Origin of the sequence: Glaciecola sp. MF2-115 (genome assembly GCF_047250385.1) — a bacterium.
In the GTDB taxonomy this organism is placed as follows: domain Bacteria; phylum Pseudomonadota; class Gammaproteobacteria; order Enterobacterales; family Alteromonadaceae; genus Glaciecola.
In genome coordinates this window covers 1-18,875 of record NZ_JBLBVM010000047.1, presented here as the reverse complement: position 1 = coordinate 18,875, position 18,875 = coordinate 1, and the positions used below count along the sequence as shown (strand labels likewise).

The window sequence follows — 18,875 nt, the reverse complement described above, 5'->3', positions numbered from 1 at the left end:
AAATCAGTCGATACTATATAAAGCGAAAGATTAAAGGTCTACGAATTCTGAAATTGTGAACACAGACAATCTAGGAGTTAAATCGATAGTGTATTTACTAGCGTTGTTTATTAAGAGTCTAAAGGCGATTCTTTCATTTATCTGATTTGCTTTAACTTTTATTTCCATCTTAGTATGATTATCGATAAGTAATGCTTATTAGTGCTGAAACCAAAAACAAGCGAAATGATTAAAATCTGCTTTAAAGGTGATTTGTTCTGAATGCGAGTGATAAAAAATAAAGAGTGTAGAAATGCCTGAATTAATGAAGCAACTCACTGTTGTTAGGAAAATGATCCTTGGTTTTAGCGGTCTAGCAATTCTATTGTTGTTCACTAGTTTGATGTCTTTTTTTGGCCTTCAAGATATAAAGCAATCAGCAAGAACAGTAATCGAAGAAAAGATGCCGATGCAAAAAGCAATGACGAGCGTCCGCACCGACATATTATCCTTATCCAACCTGATTATTAGAGCACATCACGAAACCGATGGTGGCGAGCTCTCTAAACAAAAAGCAAGTTTCGATTCACTTTCGCTAAGTTTACATGACGGACTAGAATCACTGAGTAAGTTTGTCGCTGATGAGAACAAAACAAAGTTAGATTCAATCGTTGATATGACTAATCAGTACATTGCTCATAGCGACAATATGTTTTCGAAGATTGATTCCATCATCAATATCAAACAACAATTGTCAATCACCAGCGACAAAGCATTAGGGTTAGCCGATGAGGCAAGTGCCTTGATGTTGGATTTGAGCTACTTAGAAGGCGACAATAGAGATCTCGAACCCCTAATAGGCATGGGAAACAACATTGATAATAAGCTCACTCTCATTTTGGGATTTCTGGAGGAATTGTCTAAAGCTGAAGATGCAGAGCTCATTGAAACTACTATTGGAGATATGCAATACAATATTACTAACATTGAGGCGGATGCTAATTACTTAAACCGCTTGGCTGAAACTGTTGAAAACGATGGTATTGTTGAAGGCTTCAATGAACAGTTTGAAAACTTAAAAAGCATATTATCTCAGGACGCCGGTATTTACGCGCTTCAAAGACAGCGACTCGAACTTATCAAGAATGCTAATCAAGCATATGCTGATGCTAGTCTAACACTTAGTCAAACAAATGAGATACTGAGAGACTTAACTGAAAGTGTTAATTCGGCTACCTTGCAAGGCCAACAAGATATTCTTGATACTGTGTTGAGCAATGAGATAAAAAACATAGTGGTATCAGTTATCGGAATAACAGCTACTTTCATACTTGCTTTGATTGCAACAAGAAGCATCGCTCGACCTCTGAAGGAAGTTAACAAACGCCTGAAAGTGCTTAGTAGCGGGGATTTAAGTCAACGAATGAATGAAGATGGCTACGATGAATTCTCTGAATTATCCAAAAATGTAAATCGCTTAATTGATGCACTTCGAACATTAATTGGTAGCATTCACGAGCAAGAGGAGGTACTTGAAGAAGTAACTCATAGAAGCATAGAAATGGGTGATAGGAGTTTGCAGCAAGTCGCTAAACAGCAAGAGCAAATTAGTGTTACCTCAACAAATACCTTGCAAGTTAAAGCAACGAGTCAAACTAACTTACAACAAATTAATTCATCGAAAGAGCAGATGACGCAAGCAATTAAACAAACCGATACGGTTATGTCCCTAGTTGAACAAAGTCGTCGCCAAGTTGAAGAGCAGTCGCAACAAGCTGCGCAGTCAGCCACAATCATTCATCGACTGGGTGAGAACAGTCATAAAATCGGTGGTATTCTCGATGTTATCAAAACAATTGCAGAACAAACCAATTTGCTAGCACTTAACGCTGCGATTGAAGCAGCAAGAGCAGGAGAGCAGGGACGCGGTTTCGCAGTAGTCGCAGACGAAGTTAGAACCTTAGCAACCAGAACCCAGAAGTCCACTGAAGAGATTGAACAAATGATTGGTGCGCTGCAACAAGATGCTGGCCATGCTGTCGAAGCTATCAATCGTGGCACTGAGCAGGTGGGTGAAGGTGTTGAATTAACGAAGCAAGTAACAGTTCAAGTAACTGATATTCGACATATTATTGAGGCCTTGGCAAACGTAAATAAACAAATTGTCGACGATACACGCAGCCAAGACGCCTTGTTAGATGATGTCGTTTCCAGCTTACAGAGCATCGTTGAATTGGCTGAATATAGTGCGCAAAGTACGAAGGAATCTAATCGTGCAACGCATCAATTAGGCGAACAAATGGAGGCATTAAAACAAGCAGTGTCTAAGTTTAGGCTTTAGGTTTGTTTAGGAAGCCCAAGAATTTAATTTCATTAGCACTCTCTAAAACAGTCTGAAAAGTGTCAAGCTTATTAAGGATGAGTCGCAAGCAATAAAAAAAGGAGCTTCACATGAAGCTCCTTTTTTGTGGTCATTAGAAAGACCTGTTGAGAATAACCTTACTGTCTATAAAACAATATTTGGTCGTGTTCCCATTCCAGGTCCGTAAACAATTGCATTGAGTAACAAACGATTTGTGCCCAATGTTGCACCTCTAAAGATGGGTTCACCAGAGAACATAATGATTTGTCCTCGGCCTAAACTCTCTCTAGTTAAGTAAGCTGAGTTGGCAATGCGTTGAGCCGCTTCAGGCCATAACAAACCACTCATTCTAATGTGAAGATCCCTGTCCTCAGGAAGGCTATACCAACCAATGGCTTTTGTTTTGTCTTCATCATCCTTCGACTTCTTCACTTTTTTCTTATCGCTATAAACGCCCACGGTAACAACCGCTTCTGCATTTTCAGGGACAATCAAAACGGGTTGACGTGAATATAACAGTGGCAGTGTTTCCGAGGTTCCAAAACTCAACCAGTGTTGGGTATCAACGTCGCCCGAAACCATTGCACCTGCTGGCATGAATAATTTCTGCCATGCGTTCCGCTTTTTAAGATCCTCTTTACTTAATCTTTTCGGTGCATCATCCCAAGGGTAGGCGACATCTTCTTGCACTGTCGTAGCAAAGTAATCTTCTACTTTTCCAATTGACTGTTCAGCAAGAAGCCTGCGTTGAAGCGCAATGTCATATTTCTCCGCATCCTCTAATATATCGTCAACTACTTTTACTTTACTGATATCTTTAGAGGCGAACGCCTGCGTTGAATTATCATGAGTGATTAAAGTACCACCTTGCTCAACCCAAGTTTTCAGAGCCGCAACTGTGCTATCAGAAACTGTCCAAGAACTCGGCATTATGATCACGTTGTATCTGCGAAGATCAGTACGACTAATCGCTCCAGAATCAAGTTGTGAGTGACGAATACCTAAATGAGTATCCAAACTCCACCATGTAACGCCGACATCATTACTGCTTGTTCCAGATTGTCCTAAGATTGCAATTTGGGGTTGTGTTAACAAATTAAAGTGCTCGCCACCCCACTCAGGCATATCACCTTTACCATAACCGGTCTTCAAGTTTTGAATCGATAGTGATGTTTCTGCCGCCGTTTCATTAATCAAAGAAATCAAATCTGGCTTATTTGGATTGTCGGTAATAGTAACGACAACCGAGCCTCTCACTAAGCTTTCGGCACCTAATTGGGTTTCTTTATCAATGACTCTAACTTGTACACCACGTTCCATCAGGCGCGCAGCAAAACCAACTGAAGCATCATCATCGCCGTTTACGGCCCAAGCAATCGCGTCTTTACTTGCTTTTGTTGGTGCTTTATTACTCGCAGCGTAAGGACTAATATCGTCGGTAATATTTGTAGGCAAGGTGAGGGCATCTAAACCATACATCATTGTCAGGTTCCACGCTGAGGAGTCATACATAATTGACTGACCTTCACGAAGAATCTTCTGACGCTCTTCCTGCACTGTTTCAGGTAATATTTGCGCATCAAACTCCATGATAGCCGACAACAATCGAGCCTCAGGTTGTCGATTAGGAATAATTAGGCTTCCTTCAGGTATCGTTCGAGTTTCTGATTTACCCAAATGATTCACCGCATTCTTAGCCTTGAAACTTTTATCTGCGACATAAACTTCTATATCCTGCGCTTGCAGTTTTTCTACCAATGTTTTCATGCGTGAATCGTTGTTATTAGCCAAAACAACATAGGTTTTGTTGGCATACTGACTATCTTTATCGAGAACAGATTTTCTATCTTCCCAATAGTCTTTGTACATTGCCTTGCTGTGTTTGTGCAAAGATTCTAGGTTTGCCACAGTGCTAACAAATTGATGATGCACTGCTTCTTTATATGTTTGCACTGTGCCTTCGGGGCGTCTCACACCGTCTTCGGCCATACGAGATTGTTCATACAAAATATGCATGGAGCCTCTATATTCTGCATAGTTTGAATAACCAGGATACCAATTTTCAAACCATTCACCTGTATAGTAGCGCCATCCTTTTTCATCAAATGCTGCACCTTGATCGATAGAAAAAGTTTTAGCCCATTTTTGTACTGTCGGCGCAATATTGAAGTTAAGCGGCTGGCGAGGAGGACCCATTAGGTAAGTATCTTGTGGGCCCATTTCATGGCCATCAATCATCAATTGAGGGCGCCATTTATTAATGAGGGATACTCTACCTTTGGTTTCCGGCTGTGTCAGGTAGAAAAAATCTCTGTTTAAGTCGAAAAAGTAGTGGTTTGTTCGACCATATGGCCAATCGCCTCGGTGTAACAATGATTGATCGTCAACATTTGGCGCTGTGCCTCTGTATTGTTCCAACGATTTAGCAAAGCGATCGCGGCCATCTGGATTCATCATAGGGTCAATGACAATAATCATGTCATCAAGCATTGCCTTTATTTTAGGATCCTGAGAGGCTGCATAATGATATATGGATGTTAGAGCCGCATCTGCCCCCGAGGTTTCGTTACCGTGTATAGAATATGCCATCCATGCGATTGCTGGTAATTCATCAATTAGTTGTTTAGCTTTCGAATCGGATGTTTTTCTTGGGTCCGATAGGGCATCTAGCTTCTCTAATATCTCATCCATCTTCGCAAGATTTTTAGGGCTTGAAATAAATACGGCGTGCAAAGGTCTATCTTCATGACTTCTTGCATACTCAACAACGTGCATACGATCAGTCTGCGTTTTCCATGTTTGAATAGATTCATTGATCTTAGCTGGTGTTGCTACTCTGTGACCAATCGGAAAGCCAAGAATATCGTCTGGGTGGGTTAAGGTAGTATCATAGCTACCAGAGAGCATTTTAGCTTGATAATCTAAGTCAGCATTATAAGTGGGTTTCATCAATAAACTTGCCTGGCTAACGCCAATAGATAAGGCAAGCAATCCTGCACAAACCGCAACGTTGATGGGTTTTCGCATGAGTAATCCTTTTGTCATTAATATAATAGTTGTCTGTCACCTTTAGTGTGCGACAAAAGTATACTAATTGACAAGTGAAGAATGCTAATGGAATTGAAAGTTTACTTAAAGAGTGTTGTTTTCTGCTTACGTTTTCAAATCACTAAGGAACAGTTTTTCAAATTCATCAGCTAGTATTGGTTTACTGATTAAATAACCCTGCAAATAGTCGCAGCCTTCCTGTATCAACCAATCTCTTTGTTCTTCGGTTTCAACTCCTTCCGCAACGGTTTTTAAATTTAGCGCTTTCGCCATTGCCACAATCATTTCGAGAACAGCGATGGATGCTTGTTCACCAGAAACGAATGAGCGATCAATTTTTAAAGTATCGATGGGTAAGCGAGATAGGTAGGAGAGTGAACAATACCCAGTCCCAAAATCGTCAATTGATATTCTAATGCCATGTTGGCGTAATTGTTTTAGTGCTATAAAACTCTCATCTAAGGCTTTCATCAACACAGTTTCAGTAATTTCTAATTCAAGTAAATTAGGGTTAACGTCATACTTTTTGATCATCGCCAAAACACGCTCGACGTAGTCGTCTTGTTGCATTTGTTTTGCGGAAACATTGACGGCAATAGAAATGCCACCGTACTCTTTTTCCCATTTTTTTATTTGTTTGCAAGCCGTTTCTAGCACCCAATCGCCGATTGCTATTATCAATCCACTTTCTTCGGCTATTTTAATGAAACCTTCTACAGATATTGGCTCGGGATTATTATTCCAGCGTATCAAGGCTTCACATCCTACCAATTTACCTGTTTGAGAATTCAGTTTTGGCTGATAATTTAAGTGGAACTCTTCACGTTCTACCGCGTAATTCAATGCTGCCTCAATTCTCAATCGTGCTTCTACTTTGTCACTCATATCCTTGGCATAAAAATGCCAATTGCTGCCACTTCCTTTTGCTTCATACATGGCAAGGTCTGCACAACGCATGAGTTTATTGGTATCAACACCGTTGTCGGGGTAAATTGAAATGCCGATACTACCAGAAGTGCGAATTTCATGGTTTTGCAATAGGTAGGGGCGTGACAAGGCCTCATCGAGCCGCTGAACCGCTTTTACTACCTCATTCAATTCTGTGTGACCTTCAATGACGATTAAAAACTCATCTCCGCCCAATCGACCGATGGAGTCATTGCTTCTAAGAGCGCTAACTAGGCGATTGGCAACTTCTACAAGTAAGATGTCTCCAACATCGTGACCTAAAGAATCATTGATGTTTTTGAATCGATCCATGTCCACAAATAAGACGGCAACTTTTGTTTTTGTGCGCTCGGCTTTCTTAATTGCTTGGGACAAGCGATCAACTATCAAGGTTCTATTTGGTTGATCTGTAAGTGCGTCTGTCGTTGCGAGATGTCTGAGTTGTACTTGGGCTCTAATAAGCCCCTGCAACATTTGATTGATGTGACTAACTAATTGTCCTAATTCATTTTTATAGTGAATTTTCAAGTTAGATAAGGCTAGAGGGTCAGGGTTCTCTGGATCAATTTTTGAGATGGATTCTGTGACTTGAATCAAAGGCGTTGTTAATAACCAAGAGGAAAGCCAAAGCAGAATAAATGCTATTGTCAGGGCCTGCAATAAGCCTGTTACGATAACGCTTGTCGCGACATTCATAAATTCTTGTGCAACAGGACTTAAATCTAGTTTTATTGAAAGAACACCAATCTTGCGTTTTGTGTTGTTTCTCTCAATAAATAAATTTCGTTCACCTTTTATCTCGTCACCGATAAAATTTGATATAAGCCAATCAATCACGTCACTATTTTTTTGTAATGGTTTCCTATCTTCAGCCAGAGTGTTACCAGTTTCGCCAATCAGCACCGCCTCTTGAACCATACCAAGAGCGGTCATACTGCCGATTACTTGTTCCGCTAGCGCCGGATCTAAAGTCCAGACAGCATTAGTCGCGCCACCTTCAGCAGCCGTTAATATTTCCTCGGCTAAACCTAAGGCGCTTTCTCGTTGGTCCGATAGGTGAGTATTGAGTGAAACTGCGCTGATTAAAAATCCGATTACGATACTGAGTATTAATGCAATTATCGCTTGAGTTAAGGCAAGGGATTTTGTTAAATAATTGAAAAATTTCGTCAACTCTACTGTCCTAAAATACGGAACTTCACGCTAAACAAGATGCAATATGTAAAATATTGGTCCTAATTAGTCTCCGAAATACAATGTATTTTTATATTTGCTGTTTTGTTTAATTTTATCCATGTTACTAATGCAAGCATCCCTTGCTGCTTCTGTTTTAAAAAGAAAACCATTTGGACTTTTACCGAATAAAGGAACAATGTCCACAGGAACGCTTACATCTAAATCGCTGTCTTGCAGCATCTCCTGACGGTAATATTCGTATATGTTTCTATCCATTTGAATAAAATCTACACGTTTACTGAATAGCATTCTCAACTGAGTTTTTTGATTGTGAGTTTCACTGTAGTTTTCATTCTGTGATGCCATTGTCGCATATTCACCGCCAATGTGTGTAATTGCGCCTTACCATGAAAGTAGGGAGTAATTTGACAGCTCTTTTATGCTGCTTACTTTAATTTCACTTTCAGACAAGGAAAATAGAAAGTTTTCATAAGCATAAACATTACCGGTGTAGTAGCCTTTCAGACCTCGTTCATCGATTATTTTTTGATTAATATCGGTAACGACATCTACTTCACCATTTACGAACTCTGAGATGCGTCGCGCATAAGGATGAAGTTTAGGCTTGAGAGTATAACCAGAGGGTTCGAGACAATCCTTCAGTAAATCAACTAACAAACCACTCGGACCTTCTTCAAACACCCATGGGGCAAGAGAACCGCCAAATGAGGCTACAACGTCTTTCGATTGACTATACGATGCAGTTGATACTAGCAACGAGAGAGCGACCAGATATGCTGACTTTTTCATCTTTTTCACCATTTTATCTGAAAGCGTTTTGCAATAAGGAAAAATCCAACATAGTTGATAGTAAATTCAAGCTCGGACTTTGTTTACAAATTACATGACTGTAGTGGTTTAATCAACAAACTTTAAGTAATAATCTACTGGATATTCTAATAATTGAGCTTGCGTCGAATGGTAGCTTAAATCTCATGATATTTGTGAGACAGAGTTATAAGGAGTTGATGATTGAGCCACGAAAAAGGTTGGAGCTTTATATTGCGTTGATTAAATAGAATTGAATCAGAACAGGGGTGGATTAGAACAGGAATAGATTTGAAGAGCGCTGAGTCTATCTGAAAAGACGGTCTAGTCAAAACGTTTGAACTAGACCTGAAAATAATCAATACAATGAGTTGATTAAGTTGAACTATCTCAACTCAGCTAAGCAAAGTTCATCATTTATTTGTTTACACCAGTCTTTGACTCGTTGTTCGGTCAATTCTGGCTGGCGGTCTTCGTCAATACCTAATCCAACGAAATGATCGTCATCAGCCATGCCTTTAGACGCTTCAAAATCATAGCCCTCAGTTGGCCATTGACCCACTAGTATTGCTCCTTTGGGCTCAACAATGTCTCTTATCATGCCCATCGCATCTAAAAAGTATTCAGCGTAATCTTCTTGATCGCCACAACCAAAAATAGCGACAAGTTTGTCCTCGAAGTCTATCTCTTCCAGGTCAGGGAAGAAGTCATCCCAATCGCATTGCGCTTCGCCATAATACCAAGTAGGTATGCCAAAAATCAGCAAATCAAATTCAGCGATATCTTCTTTACTGCTTTTTGCAATATCTTTGACGTCGATGAGTTGCTTACCCAATTCTTTTTGGATCATTTTAGCAATGTGCTCAGTGTTACCCGTGTCGCTACCAAAAAATAAACCAACGCTAGCCATTTGTTACCCTCTAAAACGTCTTATTGATTGCACTAGTCTATGAAACTCCACTAGCGCCATAAAATAATTGAATAATACCTTTAGCCACAAAACCAGCAGCACCCAAGCCGAGCACGCCATACGCGACAACGCGACCGATCAGCGGTACATTATTCTTTTTTAATACATCGTGAATCGCCAAACCAAGTAACACGAACAAACCAACTAAACTTACATTGAGTACAATGGATTCAATTTGTTGATAGCTTTCAGGCGTCATGTAAACCTCACGATTAAACTTTGGCGCGGATATTACCACAATTAGAGTAGATTTTTGAAGCCAATTACATCATTAATCAACTATCAGTGTTACTTATCCGTGCCACGTAAAATGCGGGTTAACAGAGTGTTAATAAGTTGTGGTTTTTCGGCGTGAAGCCAATGCCCAGCATCCACAATTTTGGCCTGCGCATTCGGAAATTGCTTCATAATATTCGTTTGATGTTCGCTCGTAATATAATTGCTGTTCTGCCCCTTAATGAAGGTAATATCGCCAGTATACATTTCGCCTTCGAATGGCCAATCGCTCAACTTTGGGTAGTCTCTGACAATTAAGGGCAAATTGAAACGCCAATGCCAGTTTTTGTCATCATCTTGATACAAGCTTTTCAGCAAAAATGCGCGAGTACCAGGATCTTCTACATAGTCAGATAACTGTGCCATTGCATCTTTCCGCCCAGTTAACGAATCGAGCTTTACATTATTCAATCCATTTATGACATTATTGTGTCTTGCCTCATATTTAACTGGAGCAATATCCATGACCACTAATTTTTGAATTAATGTGGGTGACAGGCTTGCCGCGCGCATCGCTACTTTGCCGCCTAAAGAATGAGCAACAATATAAGCACATTTTATATTATGGGAAACAATAGTATCGATGACTTGTTGTGCCCATATATCAAAGTCGAATTTTTCGCTGCGTGGTGATTTCCCATGATCTGGAAGGTCGAGAGACAAAACATGGTGTGTTGTCTCAAAATGTCGACGTATCACAGATAAATTGTCACTGTTTCCAAACAAGCCGTGAATTAAAACGATACTAGCTTGTTCAGGAGAGGAAACGAGATGTTCCTCTCCATATGTTTGAGAAAAAAGCAATTCTGGCATGCTACTTTCTACATGTTCGGATAGTTCGGACCACCAGTACCTTCAGGTACAACCCAATTTATATTCTGATTCGGGTCCTTAATATCACATGTTTTACAATGCACGCAGTTTTGTCCGTTTATTTGCAATTGCTTTTCACCCGCATCATTCTCAATAATTTCATACACGCCAGCAGGGCAGTACCTTTGAGCGGGTTCGTCGTATTTCGGCAGGTTGACGGTAATTGGAATAGATGGATCTTTCAAAACCAAATGACACGGTTGGTCTTCTTCATGATTGGTATTGGATAAAAACACGGAAGATAATTTGTCGAAACTCAGCACACCATCTGGTTTTGGATAGCTTATTTTTACCGAATCAGCCGCTAATTTTAAACAAGCATGATCTGGTGTCGAATCACCGATATTGAAAGGGAGTTTTCCGCCAAAGAAGTTTTGGTCTAAAGTGTTATACGCACCACCTATAAAGTTGCCAAACTTATGAATAGCAGCGCCGAAATTTCTTGAACGATAAAGCTCATCGTAGAGCCAAGAATTTTTGAATGCTTCAGTGTACTCAACAGGATCTTTTATATCGCTTGTTTCAGCGGACAAAATATCGAATAAGGTTTCGGCAGCAATCAAACCAGACTTCATCGCAGTGTGGTTGCCTTTTATTTTAGAGAAGTTCAAGGTACCCGCATCACAACCAACAATCAGGCCGCCAGGAAAGGTCATTTTCGGTAGTGAATTAAAACCACCTTTAGCAATTGCTCTAGCGCCGTAAGTAACGCGTTTACCGTCTTTCAATGTTTCGGCGATAACAGGGTGATGCTTTAAGCGCTGAAATTCATCAAAAGGACTCAAATGTGGGTTTGAATAATTTAGGTCAACAATAAGCCCAACAAAGACTTGATTATTTTCTGCGTGATACAAGTAACTTCCGCCAGTTGCATCGTTCAATGGCCAACCTGCGGTGTGCACGACTAAACCTTCTTGGTGCTGCTCCGCTGGTATATCCCAGATCTCTTTAAACCCGATTGCATAGTGTTGCGGCGATACATCTTTATTCAGCTCAAATTTCTGCATTAGCTGTTTACCAAGATGTCCACGACAACCTTCGGCAAAAACAGTGTATTTTGCGGTCAACAGCATACCAGGCATGTAGCTGTCTTTCTGTTCACCACTTTCACTTAGACCCATATCACCGGTAATGACACCGCCAACACTGCCATCTTCATTATAATGAACGTTTGCAGCTGTAAAACCTGGGAACACTTCAACGCCCAAGCTTTCAGCCTGTTCGGCCATCCAGCGACACAGATTAGCCATACTCGTAATGTAGTTACCTGTGTTGTGCATTGTTTTTGGTGTCATGAAGTTGGGTAACTTGGTGGCACTTTGTTCATTATTTAACAAATAAATATGATCTTCAGTGACTTTAGTTGTTAATGGAGCGCCTAATTCTAGCCAATTTGGAAATAACTCATCGAGTGCCTTGGTCTCAAATACCGCACCAGAAAGAATATGTGCGCCAACTTCAGAGCCTTTTTCGAGCACACAAACATTCAATTCTTGGCCTTTCTCGTTAGCTAATTGCTTGAGTTTACAAGCGGTTGACAGTCCTGAAGGACCTGCACCAACTACGATAACATCAAACTCCATTACTTCTCTTTCCACGTGGATCTCCTAAACAACTCTTACCAGTTATAGTCAAACATTAATTAAACGAATATTACAGCTTGTCAAAACATTGTAAAATCTATTTACCATGTATTACCAATTTATTGTGAATACAGGTTGACGTTTACGTAAAGTGTAAGTAAATTTTGCGCCAACAATTTTGTATGACTGCTATATTTACGTGAAAGTGTAATTAAAGCGAATAGTATTTTTTTATCGAAAGCCCTAAATAGAGGTGATTATGAAAATTTTAGTACCGGTAAAACGGGCAATAGACTACAACGTAAAGGTACGAGTAAAACCTGATAATTCAGGTGTTGACCTTAATAATGTAAAAATGGCAATCAACCCTTTTTGTGAAATTGCCATTGAAGAAGCAATTCGTTTAAAAGAAAAGGGCGTTGCGACAGAAGTTGTTGTTGTTTCTATAGGTGACAAAACTTGCCAAGAACAAATTCGTACAGGTTTAGCCTTAGGCGCAGATCGCGGTATTCACATCGAAACAGAGGCTGGCGCGGTTATTGATTCTTTGCAAGTCGCTAAACTGCTTCAAAAAGTGGTTGAAGATGAGTCGCCAGAATTAGTCATTTTAGGTAAGCAATCCATCGATTCAGATAATAACCAAACTGGTCAAATGTTAGCTGCACTTACGGGTATGCCTCAGGGCACGTTCGCATCTGAAGTTGTGGTTGCAGACGGTACAGTAAACGTGACTCGTGAAATCGATGGCGGATTGCAAACTGTCAAGCTGCAATTGCCAGCGGTTGTTACAACTGACCTACGCTTGAATGAACCACGCTATGCTTCGTTACCTAACATTATGAAAGCAAAACGTAAACCGATTGACGTTAAACCAGTCGCCGACTTTGGCGTTGATATGACATCGAAGGTGACAATGTTAAAAGTAGAAGCACCAGCACAGCGTAGCGGTGGTATTAAGGTTGCGGATGTAGCTGAGTTAGTTGAAAAGTTAAAGAATGAAGCGAAGGTGATATCATGAGTGTACTAGTTTATGCAGAGCACGATAACAAATCCTTAAAAACAGAAACCAATAAATTAGTTCACGCTGCACTAGGTGCGTCGTCTGATGTCGTTGTTTTAGTCGCTGGTTCTGATTGCTCAGCGATTGCGGATGCAGCAGCAAAAATATCAGGTGTTTCGAAAGTTATTGTCGCTGACAATGCAGCTTATGAGCATCAAATGCCAGAAAACATTGCGGACTTAGTTGTCGAACTTGCGGCTGATTACACGCATGTGTTTGCAGCAGCAACAACGACTGGTAAAAACTTCATGCCACGCGTAGCAGCTTTGTTAGATGTTGCGCAAATTTCTGACATAATTAAAGTTGAATCTGAAGACACATTTGTACGTCCAATTTATGCAGGAAACGCAATCGCTACTGTGCAATCTTCAGATTCTAAAAAGATTGTTACTGTTCGAGCTGCTTCTTTCGATGCGGCTGCGAATGACGGAAGTGCATCAGTTGAAGCATTAGATACAGTAAAGACTTCAGAGAAATCGAGTTTTGTCTCCGCAGAACTTACTAAGTCAGAGCGTCCTGAGTTGACTGCTGCTGAGGTTATTATCTCGGGTGGTCGTGGAATGCAAAATGGCGAGAATTTCGCATTGTTAAATGGTATCGCCGATAAACTAGGTGCAGCTATTGGCGCCTCGCGAGCAGCTGTTGATGCTGGGTTTGTACCTAATGACATGCAAGTTGGCCAAACAGGTAAAATTGTTGCACCTCAACTTTACATAGCTGTGGGTATTTCTGGGGCCATTCAACATTTAGCTGGTATGAAAGATAGTAAAGTAATCGTCGCTATCAACAAAGACGAAGAAGCGCCTATCTTCTCAGTGGCTGATTATGGTCTTGTGGGGGATCTATTTGATATCCTTCCAGAATTAGAAGCTGCACTGTAACAAGCGCTAATGGATAGTTGATTATTCAACTAAAGCTAGTGTTTTTCTTAGTTAATCGAAGCCCTTGTGAACGATTGTTCACAAGGGCTTTTTATTGTCTGCCACTTTGTAAAAATTAGTGCTAAATTTTTGACATATCTTTTAACAATTTTTACCTATTGTAAAACAAGCTGAACAGAAGTAAGTTGGGTACAATGTTAAGTGTTGATTAATTTAATAATTTTACAGGACTTTATTAATGTCTAGCGGTTTCAAAAAGGCGGGGATCCCAGTTTTAATACTGATCGGCGCTATTGTGGTAATGGTTGTTCTTATTAGTATGAAAGAACAACCTGAGAAAGAAGAAGTTATTGAACGCGATTTTCTTGTCGATGCGAAGCCAATAGAACTCAAAAGTGTTGAATTTTTAGTCTATTCTCAAGGTTCTGTCCAAGCTAAAAATAAAACTATTTTAAGTAGCCAAGTTAGTGGTCGAGTAACAGCCATTTCTGACAAATTTGTTGAAGGTGGATTTTTCAAAAAAGGCGACGTGCTGGTTGAATTAGAAACTAATGATTATCAAACAGATTTATTATTAGCTGAAGCCGAATTAGCTCGGGCTCAAGCTTCCTTTGATGAAGAGAAAGCACGCGGAAAAGTTGCCGCAGAAGAATGGCGTTCTTTTAACAACGGAACTCCTCCAGAATTAGGCTTAAGAAAGCCTCAGCTGGCACGCGAAGAAGCATCAGTTCAGGCTGCAAAGGCGAATTTACAAAGAGCACAGCGCAACTTAGACAGAACTAAAATTCGAGCTCCTTATGATGGACTAGTGAAATCTCGAAATATCGATTTGGGTCAATTTATTACTCTTGGCTCTCAATTAGGTGAGGTCTATTCAACGGACGTAGCGGAAGTTCGATTACCATTAACCGATGATGATGTCGCGTTTTTGACTGACTTAAATACAGACACACCTCAAGTCACCTTAAGTGCAGAAGTTGCAGGCAAGACTATTAAGTGGCAAGGCCGGTTAGTGCGTGACGAAGCGGTTTTAGATAGCAAAAGTCGTGTCATATACGGCGTTGTAGAAGTTAAAGACCCTTACCAATTGCAGCTACAAAAACAAAAGAAAGGTATGGCATTGCGTTTTGGGCGTTTTGTTAACGCAACGATCACCGGCATTACTGCAGACAATATTGTCGTATTGCCGCGCAATGTGTTACGCCTAGACGGCACGATACTAACCGTAGATGATGATAAAAAAATAAGAATAAACTTTGTCACGGTGCAAAGAGCAGATGAAGATTTTGTTTATATAAGTGAAGGATTGGATCCACAAGAGCTAGTTGTTGTGAGTGCTTTACCTAATCCATATGAAGGCATGCCTGTTCGCTTTCTGGGTGACGAGGAACAAACACCGCCCTCTAAACCAGAATCTCGCACAGACGATAATGCTATTGAGGTTAAGTAATGGATAATCAATACCAAGAGGAACACATCGATACTGAAAAGGGAATTATTGCCTGGTTTGCTCGCAATAGTGTCGCTGCAAACTTACTCATGTTCATTATTATTCTTGGCGGTATTTTTGGTATTCTAACGATACAAAAACAAGTTTTCCCTCCCTTTGAAATCAACGTCATTTCGGTACAAGTTCCCTACTTAGGAGCAGCTCCTCAAGAAGTTGAGGAAGGTGTAATTTTAAAGCTAGAAGAAGCAATTAAAGATATTGAAGGTATTAAGAAGCTAACCTCAACAGCACGAGAAGGGCTGGGCTCGGTCTCAATTGAAGTTGAAGATGGTTACGATGTACAAACCGTATTAGATGAGGTGAAGGTTCAAGTTGATGCAATTCCCAGTTTTCCTGGAAATACCGAAAAACCGGTTGTTTACCGGATCAAGTTTCCTCAAGACGTACTTTGGGTTTCCGTTTATGGTCAAACAACAGAAAGAGAACTAAAGCAATATGCGCAGGGTATTCGTGACGATATCGCTAACTTAGCGGGGATCTCGAACGTTTCAATCGTGGGTTCACGAGATTATGAAATCTCGGTTGAAATATCGGAAAGCAAACTGCAAGAATATGATCTTACTTTCAATGAGTTGGTCACAGCAATACGTCAGTCTTCTATTGATTTACCAGGCGGCTCAATTCGCTCTGAAAATGGTGATATTCTGCTTCGTGCAAATGGCCAAGCATATAATGCTTGGGACTTTGCTAAGATTGTACTTCTCAGTCGTGAAGATGGTACCAGATTGCTTTTAGGCGATATTGCCACAATTAATGATGGCTTCGTTGAAGAAAGGCAATTTGCCTTATTTGATGGCAAACCTGCGATCAGCATTCGTGTGAGAGCTGTTGGCGATCAAAATGCGCTGGAGATATCAGAAGCAGTAAATAATTATTTAGATAAAAAGCGGAAAACAATGCCCGCAAGTATTAGTGCCGACATATGGGGTGATGGCTCTTTCTATTTAGCTGATCGTTTGAGCATGATGATAAAAAACATGGGAGCAGGGGCCATACTTGTTTTCGTAGTTTTATCATTATTCCTTAGAGTTAAGTTGGCGTTTTGGGTGATTGTAGGATTACCAGTCTGCTTTTTGGGTACATTGATGTTCATGCCAGTTTCTCAGATTGATGTAACTATCAATTTGCTTAGTTTGTTTGGCTTTATTTTAGTGTTAGGCATCGTAGTCGATGATGCAATTATTATGGGCGAATCCGCCTATTCTGAGATAGACAAAAAAGGTCACAGTACCGAAGCTGTTATTCGGGGCGTGAAACGAGTCGCAATGCCAGCGACATTCGGAGTTCTTACCACTATTGCAGCTTTTTCTCCCATGTTGATGGTAAGTGGCACTTTTGGTGTTATCTGGAAGACAATTGGCCTTGTCGTTATCATGTGTTTAGTTTTCTCTCTCATTGAGTCAAAATTAATATTACCAGCGCACTTAGTTCACATGAAATTAAAACCATACGATCCAAGTAAAGCTAATTGGTTTCAGAAGTTCAGAGACTTTTTCAGTGTGGGTATTAAGGTCTTTATAGAGAAGAAGTACGTACCATTTTTGAAAAAGGCAGTAACGTACCGCTATACAACCCTAGCTAGTTTTATTGGAATATTGATTATTACGATAGGCTTATTTGCAAGTGGCTTAGTTCGTTGGCAATTCTTTCCTGATATTCCGTCTGATTTTATGCAAGCAAGCGTTGAGTTAGAGTCAGGCTCATCTATAGAGCAGCGAGACCAAGCGATAAATGCAATACTCGACGCTATGTACAAGATGGATGATCAAGTCATTGATGAAAATGGATACAGCGCTGTTAATCATGCGATTGCTTTTGACAGTGGGCTCTTAGGAGGCACTGTTTTTGTCGAATTAACCAAAGGTGAAACAAGAGATTTAACAGACGTCCAAATTCAAGATATTTGGCGTTCTTACTTACCCGAAATACCTGGTGTGAGAAACTTTAATATAGGAAGTGCTGGAGGTGGGCCGGGTGCTGGAAGTGGTTTAAGTTTTGAGTTTCGCTCAAATAATATTGAGCAATTAGAAAATATTTCAAAGGAATTGCGCAGCTACTTGAATGCTTACTCAGGTGTTACTGAGGTTAACGACTCTTTCAGTGGGGGCAGCGACGAAATTAAGCTAGCGTTGAAACCCGAAGCCGAATCTCTAGGCTTGTCATTGTCTCAGCTAGCTCAACAAGTTCGGTATGGTTTCTACGGTGCCGAAGCTCAACGCATTCAACGTGATGACCAAGAAATAAAGGTAATGGTTCGCTATCCAAAAGAAGAACGTAATTCCATTGGAAATTTGGAAACGATGCGAGTGCGAGCTCCCAGCGGTGATGATATTCCATTCAGTGAAGTGGCTGATATCGAACTAGGCAAAGGCTACGCGAACATTGTGAGAGTGGATGGCAGTCGCTCCGTGTCGGTTTCTGCAAAAGTAAACAAGGAACTCGTGGATACCCGTGATGTACTCATTGATGTGCAAACGAAAGTGATCCCCGAAATGTTAAAGCGCTATCCAGACGTTGAGTCAAGGCTGCAGGGGAACTCTAAAGATGAAGGTGATGCAATTCTTTCATTAGCTCAAGGCTTTATTTTTGCTTTGGTCGCAATCTACGCACTAATGGCGATACCACTAAGGTCATACTCGCAACCTATCATCATCATGTCTGTTATACCTTTTGGAATGGTAGGAGCAATAGTTGGTCACCTTGTTTTAGGTCAAGCTGTCAGTGTTCTATCTATATGCGGTATCATTGCGCTAGCTGGGGTCGTTGTGAATGACTCATTAATTATGGTCGATTTTGTCAATAGAGCTCGAGCGGAAGGTCGTACTTTAATTGAAGCTGTACTTAAATCTGGAAGTGAACGCTTTAGAGCAATCATACTGACATCTCTCACTACGTTTATGGGCTTAATGCCAATCGTTTTCGAACGCAGTTTACAAGCACAGGCGGTAATACCCATGGCAATTTCCTTGGCATTTGGTATTTTGTTCGCGACGGTCATTACACTGCTACTCATTCCTGCACTTTATATGATCTTAGATGACTTCAAAGGTATGTTTAAAAGGAAAGACAGAAGCATGATGGCAGAATAGAAAGCCTGAATTCGGAGTAGGTAGCCTCATAGCAGAGTATGAAGCTTAGGCGGACTAGGATTCATGATGGCACAGAAGGAAGCCTGATCGCGAAGTGATTCAGGTTTTCATGCCTTACGTAATTCCTTAATTAAAAAAATAAAAAAGCCATTTCTGAAGTGACCCCCAATAGTTGGACAATCCAATTACTGGGGGTCTTTTTATGTCCAAACATCACAAAGTATTTAAGTTAAAGCTAGCGAAATTAGCCCAAGAAGAGAGTTCAGTAGTCTTAGAGCGGAAGTTTGGGGTA

At 40.5% G+C, this 18,875-nt stretch carries 13 protein-coding genes; 5 read left to right on the top strand and 8 right to left on the bottom strand.

Annotated elements, in window-relative coordinates; genetic code table 11:
- Window positions 1-292: 292 nt before the first annotated feature.
- Entirely contained in the window at window positions 293-2,320 is a 2,028-nt protein-coding gene (locus tag ACKLNX_RS07170; protein WP_412971805.1) for a methyl-accepting chemotaxis protein, read from the top strand.
- Window positions 2,321-2,485: 165 nt separating this feature from the next.
- Here ACKLNX_RS07170 and ACKLNX_RS07165 read toward each other — a convergent pair whose 3' ends face one another.
- The 8 genes from ACKLNX_RS07165 to ACKLNX_RS07130 form a co-directional block, all read right to left on the bottom strand.
- A complete protein-coding gene (locus tag ACKLNX_RS07165; RefSeq protein WP_412971804.1) occupies window positions 2,486-5,368 on the bottom strand; it encodes a M14 family metallopeptidase in 2,883 nt (960 codons plus the stop codon).
- Between the two features lie 126 nt (window positions 5,369-5,494).
- Window positions 5,495-7,510 carry an EAL domain-containing protein gene (locus ACKLNX_RS07160; protein WP_412971803.1) on the bottom strand — a complete coding sequence of 672 codons (2,016 nt, stop codon included), beginning with the start codon at window positions 7,508-7,510 and terminating at the stop codon, window positions 5,495-5,497.
- 66 nt (window positions 7,511-7,576) lie between these two features.
- Entirely contained in the window at window positions 7,577-7,879 is a 303-nt protein-coding gene (locus ACKLNX_RS07155; protein ID WP_412971802.1) for a hypothetical protein, read from the bottom strand.
- A 36-nt stretch (window positions 7,880-7,915) separates the two neighbouring features.
- Window positions 7,916-8,323 (bottom strand): hypothetical protein, encoded by a 408-nt coding sequence (locus ACKLNX_RS07150; RefSeq protein ID WP_412971801.1) that lies wholly within the window; start codon window positions 8,321-8,323, stop codon window positions 7,916-7,918.
- A 403-nt stretch (window positions 8,324-8,726) separates the two neighbouring features.
- Window positions 8,727-9,251, bottom strand: coding sequence for a flavodoxin FldA (gene fldA, locus ACKLNX_RS07145; protein WP_411694725.1), 525 nt, complete (start codon window positions 9,249-9,251; stop codon window positions 8,727-8,729).
- A 37-nt stretch (window positions 9,252-9,288) separates the two neighbouring features.
- On the bottom strand, window positions 9,289-9,510 hold the full coding sequence (locus tag ACKLNX_RS07140; RefSeq protein WP_411694724.1) for a DUF2788 domain-containing protein: 222 nt from the start codon (window positions 9,508-9,510) through the stop codon (window positions 9,289-9,291).
- Between the two features lie 89 nt (window positions 9,511-9,599).
- Window positions 9,600-10,400: an alpha/beta fold hydrolase gene (locus ACKLNX_RS07135; protein ID WP_412971800.1), complete on the bottom strand. Its 801-nt coding sequence runs from the start codon at window positions 10,398-10,400 to the stop codon at window positions 9,600-9,602.
- An 8-nt stretch (window positions 10,401-10,408) separates the two neighbouring features.
- Entirely contained in the window at window positions 10,409-12,058 is a 1,650-nt protein-coding gene (locus ACKLNX_RS07130; protein WP_412971799.1) for an electron transfer flavoprotein-ubiquinone oxidoreductase, read from the bottom strand.
- A gap of 244 nt (window positions 12,059-12,302) precedes the next feature.
- On the opposite strand from ACKLNX_RS07130, the gene ACKLNX_RS07125 reads away from it, so the two are divergent.
- The 4 genes from ACKLNX_RS07125 (at window position 12,303) to ACKLNX_RS07110 (ending at window position 18,583) form a co-directional block, all read left to right on the top strand.
- Window positions 12,303-13,061: an electron transfer flavoprotein subunit beta/FixA family protein gene (locus ACKLNX_RS07125; RefSeq protein WP_412971798.1), complete on the top strand. Its 759-nt coding sequence runs from the start codon at window positions 12,303-12,305 to the stop codon at window positions 13,059-13,061.
- The gene (locus tag ACKLNX_RS07120) at window positions 13,058-13,984 is read left to right on the top strand and encodes an electron transfer flavoprotein subunit alpha/FixB family protein (protein ID WP_411694720.1); all 927 of its coding nucleotides are present in this window, start codon (window positions 13,058-13,060) and stop codon (window positions 13,982-13,984) included. The genes ACKLNX_RS07125 and ACKLNX_RS07120 overlap by 4 nt, the downstream gene beginning before the upstream one ends.
- Window positions 13,985-14,222: 238 nt before the next feature.
- Window positions 14,223-15,434, top strand: coding sequence for an efflux RND transporter periplasmic adaptor subunit (locus ACKLNX_RS07115; RefSeq protein WP_412971797.1), 1,212 nt, complete (start codon window positions 14,223-14,225; stop codon window positions 15,432-15,434).
- Window positions 15,434-18,583, top strand: a complete 3,150-nt coding sequence (locus ACKLNX_RS07110; RefSeq protein ID WP_412971796.1) for an efflux RND transporter permease subunit — start codon at window positions 15,434-15,436, stop codon at window positions 18,581-18,583. The genes ACKLNX_RS07115 and ACKLNX_RS07110 overlap by 1 nt, the downstream gene beginning before the upstream one ends.
- The last annotated feature ends 292 nt before the right edge of the window (window positions 18,584-18,875 follow it).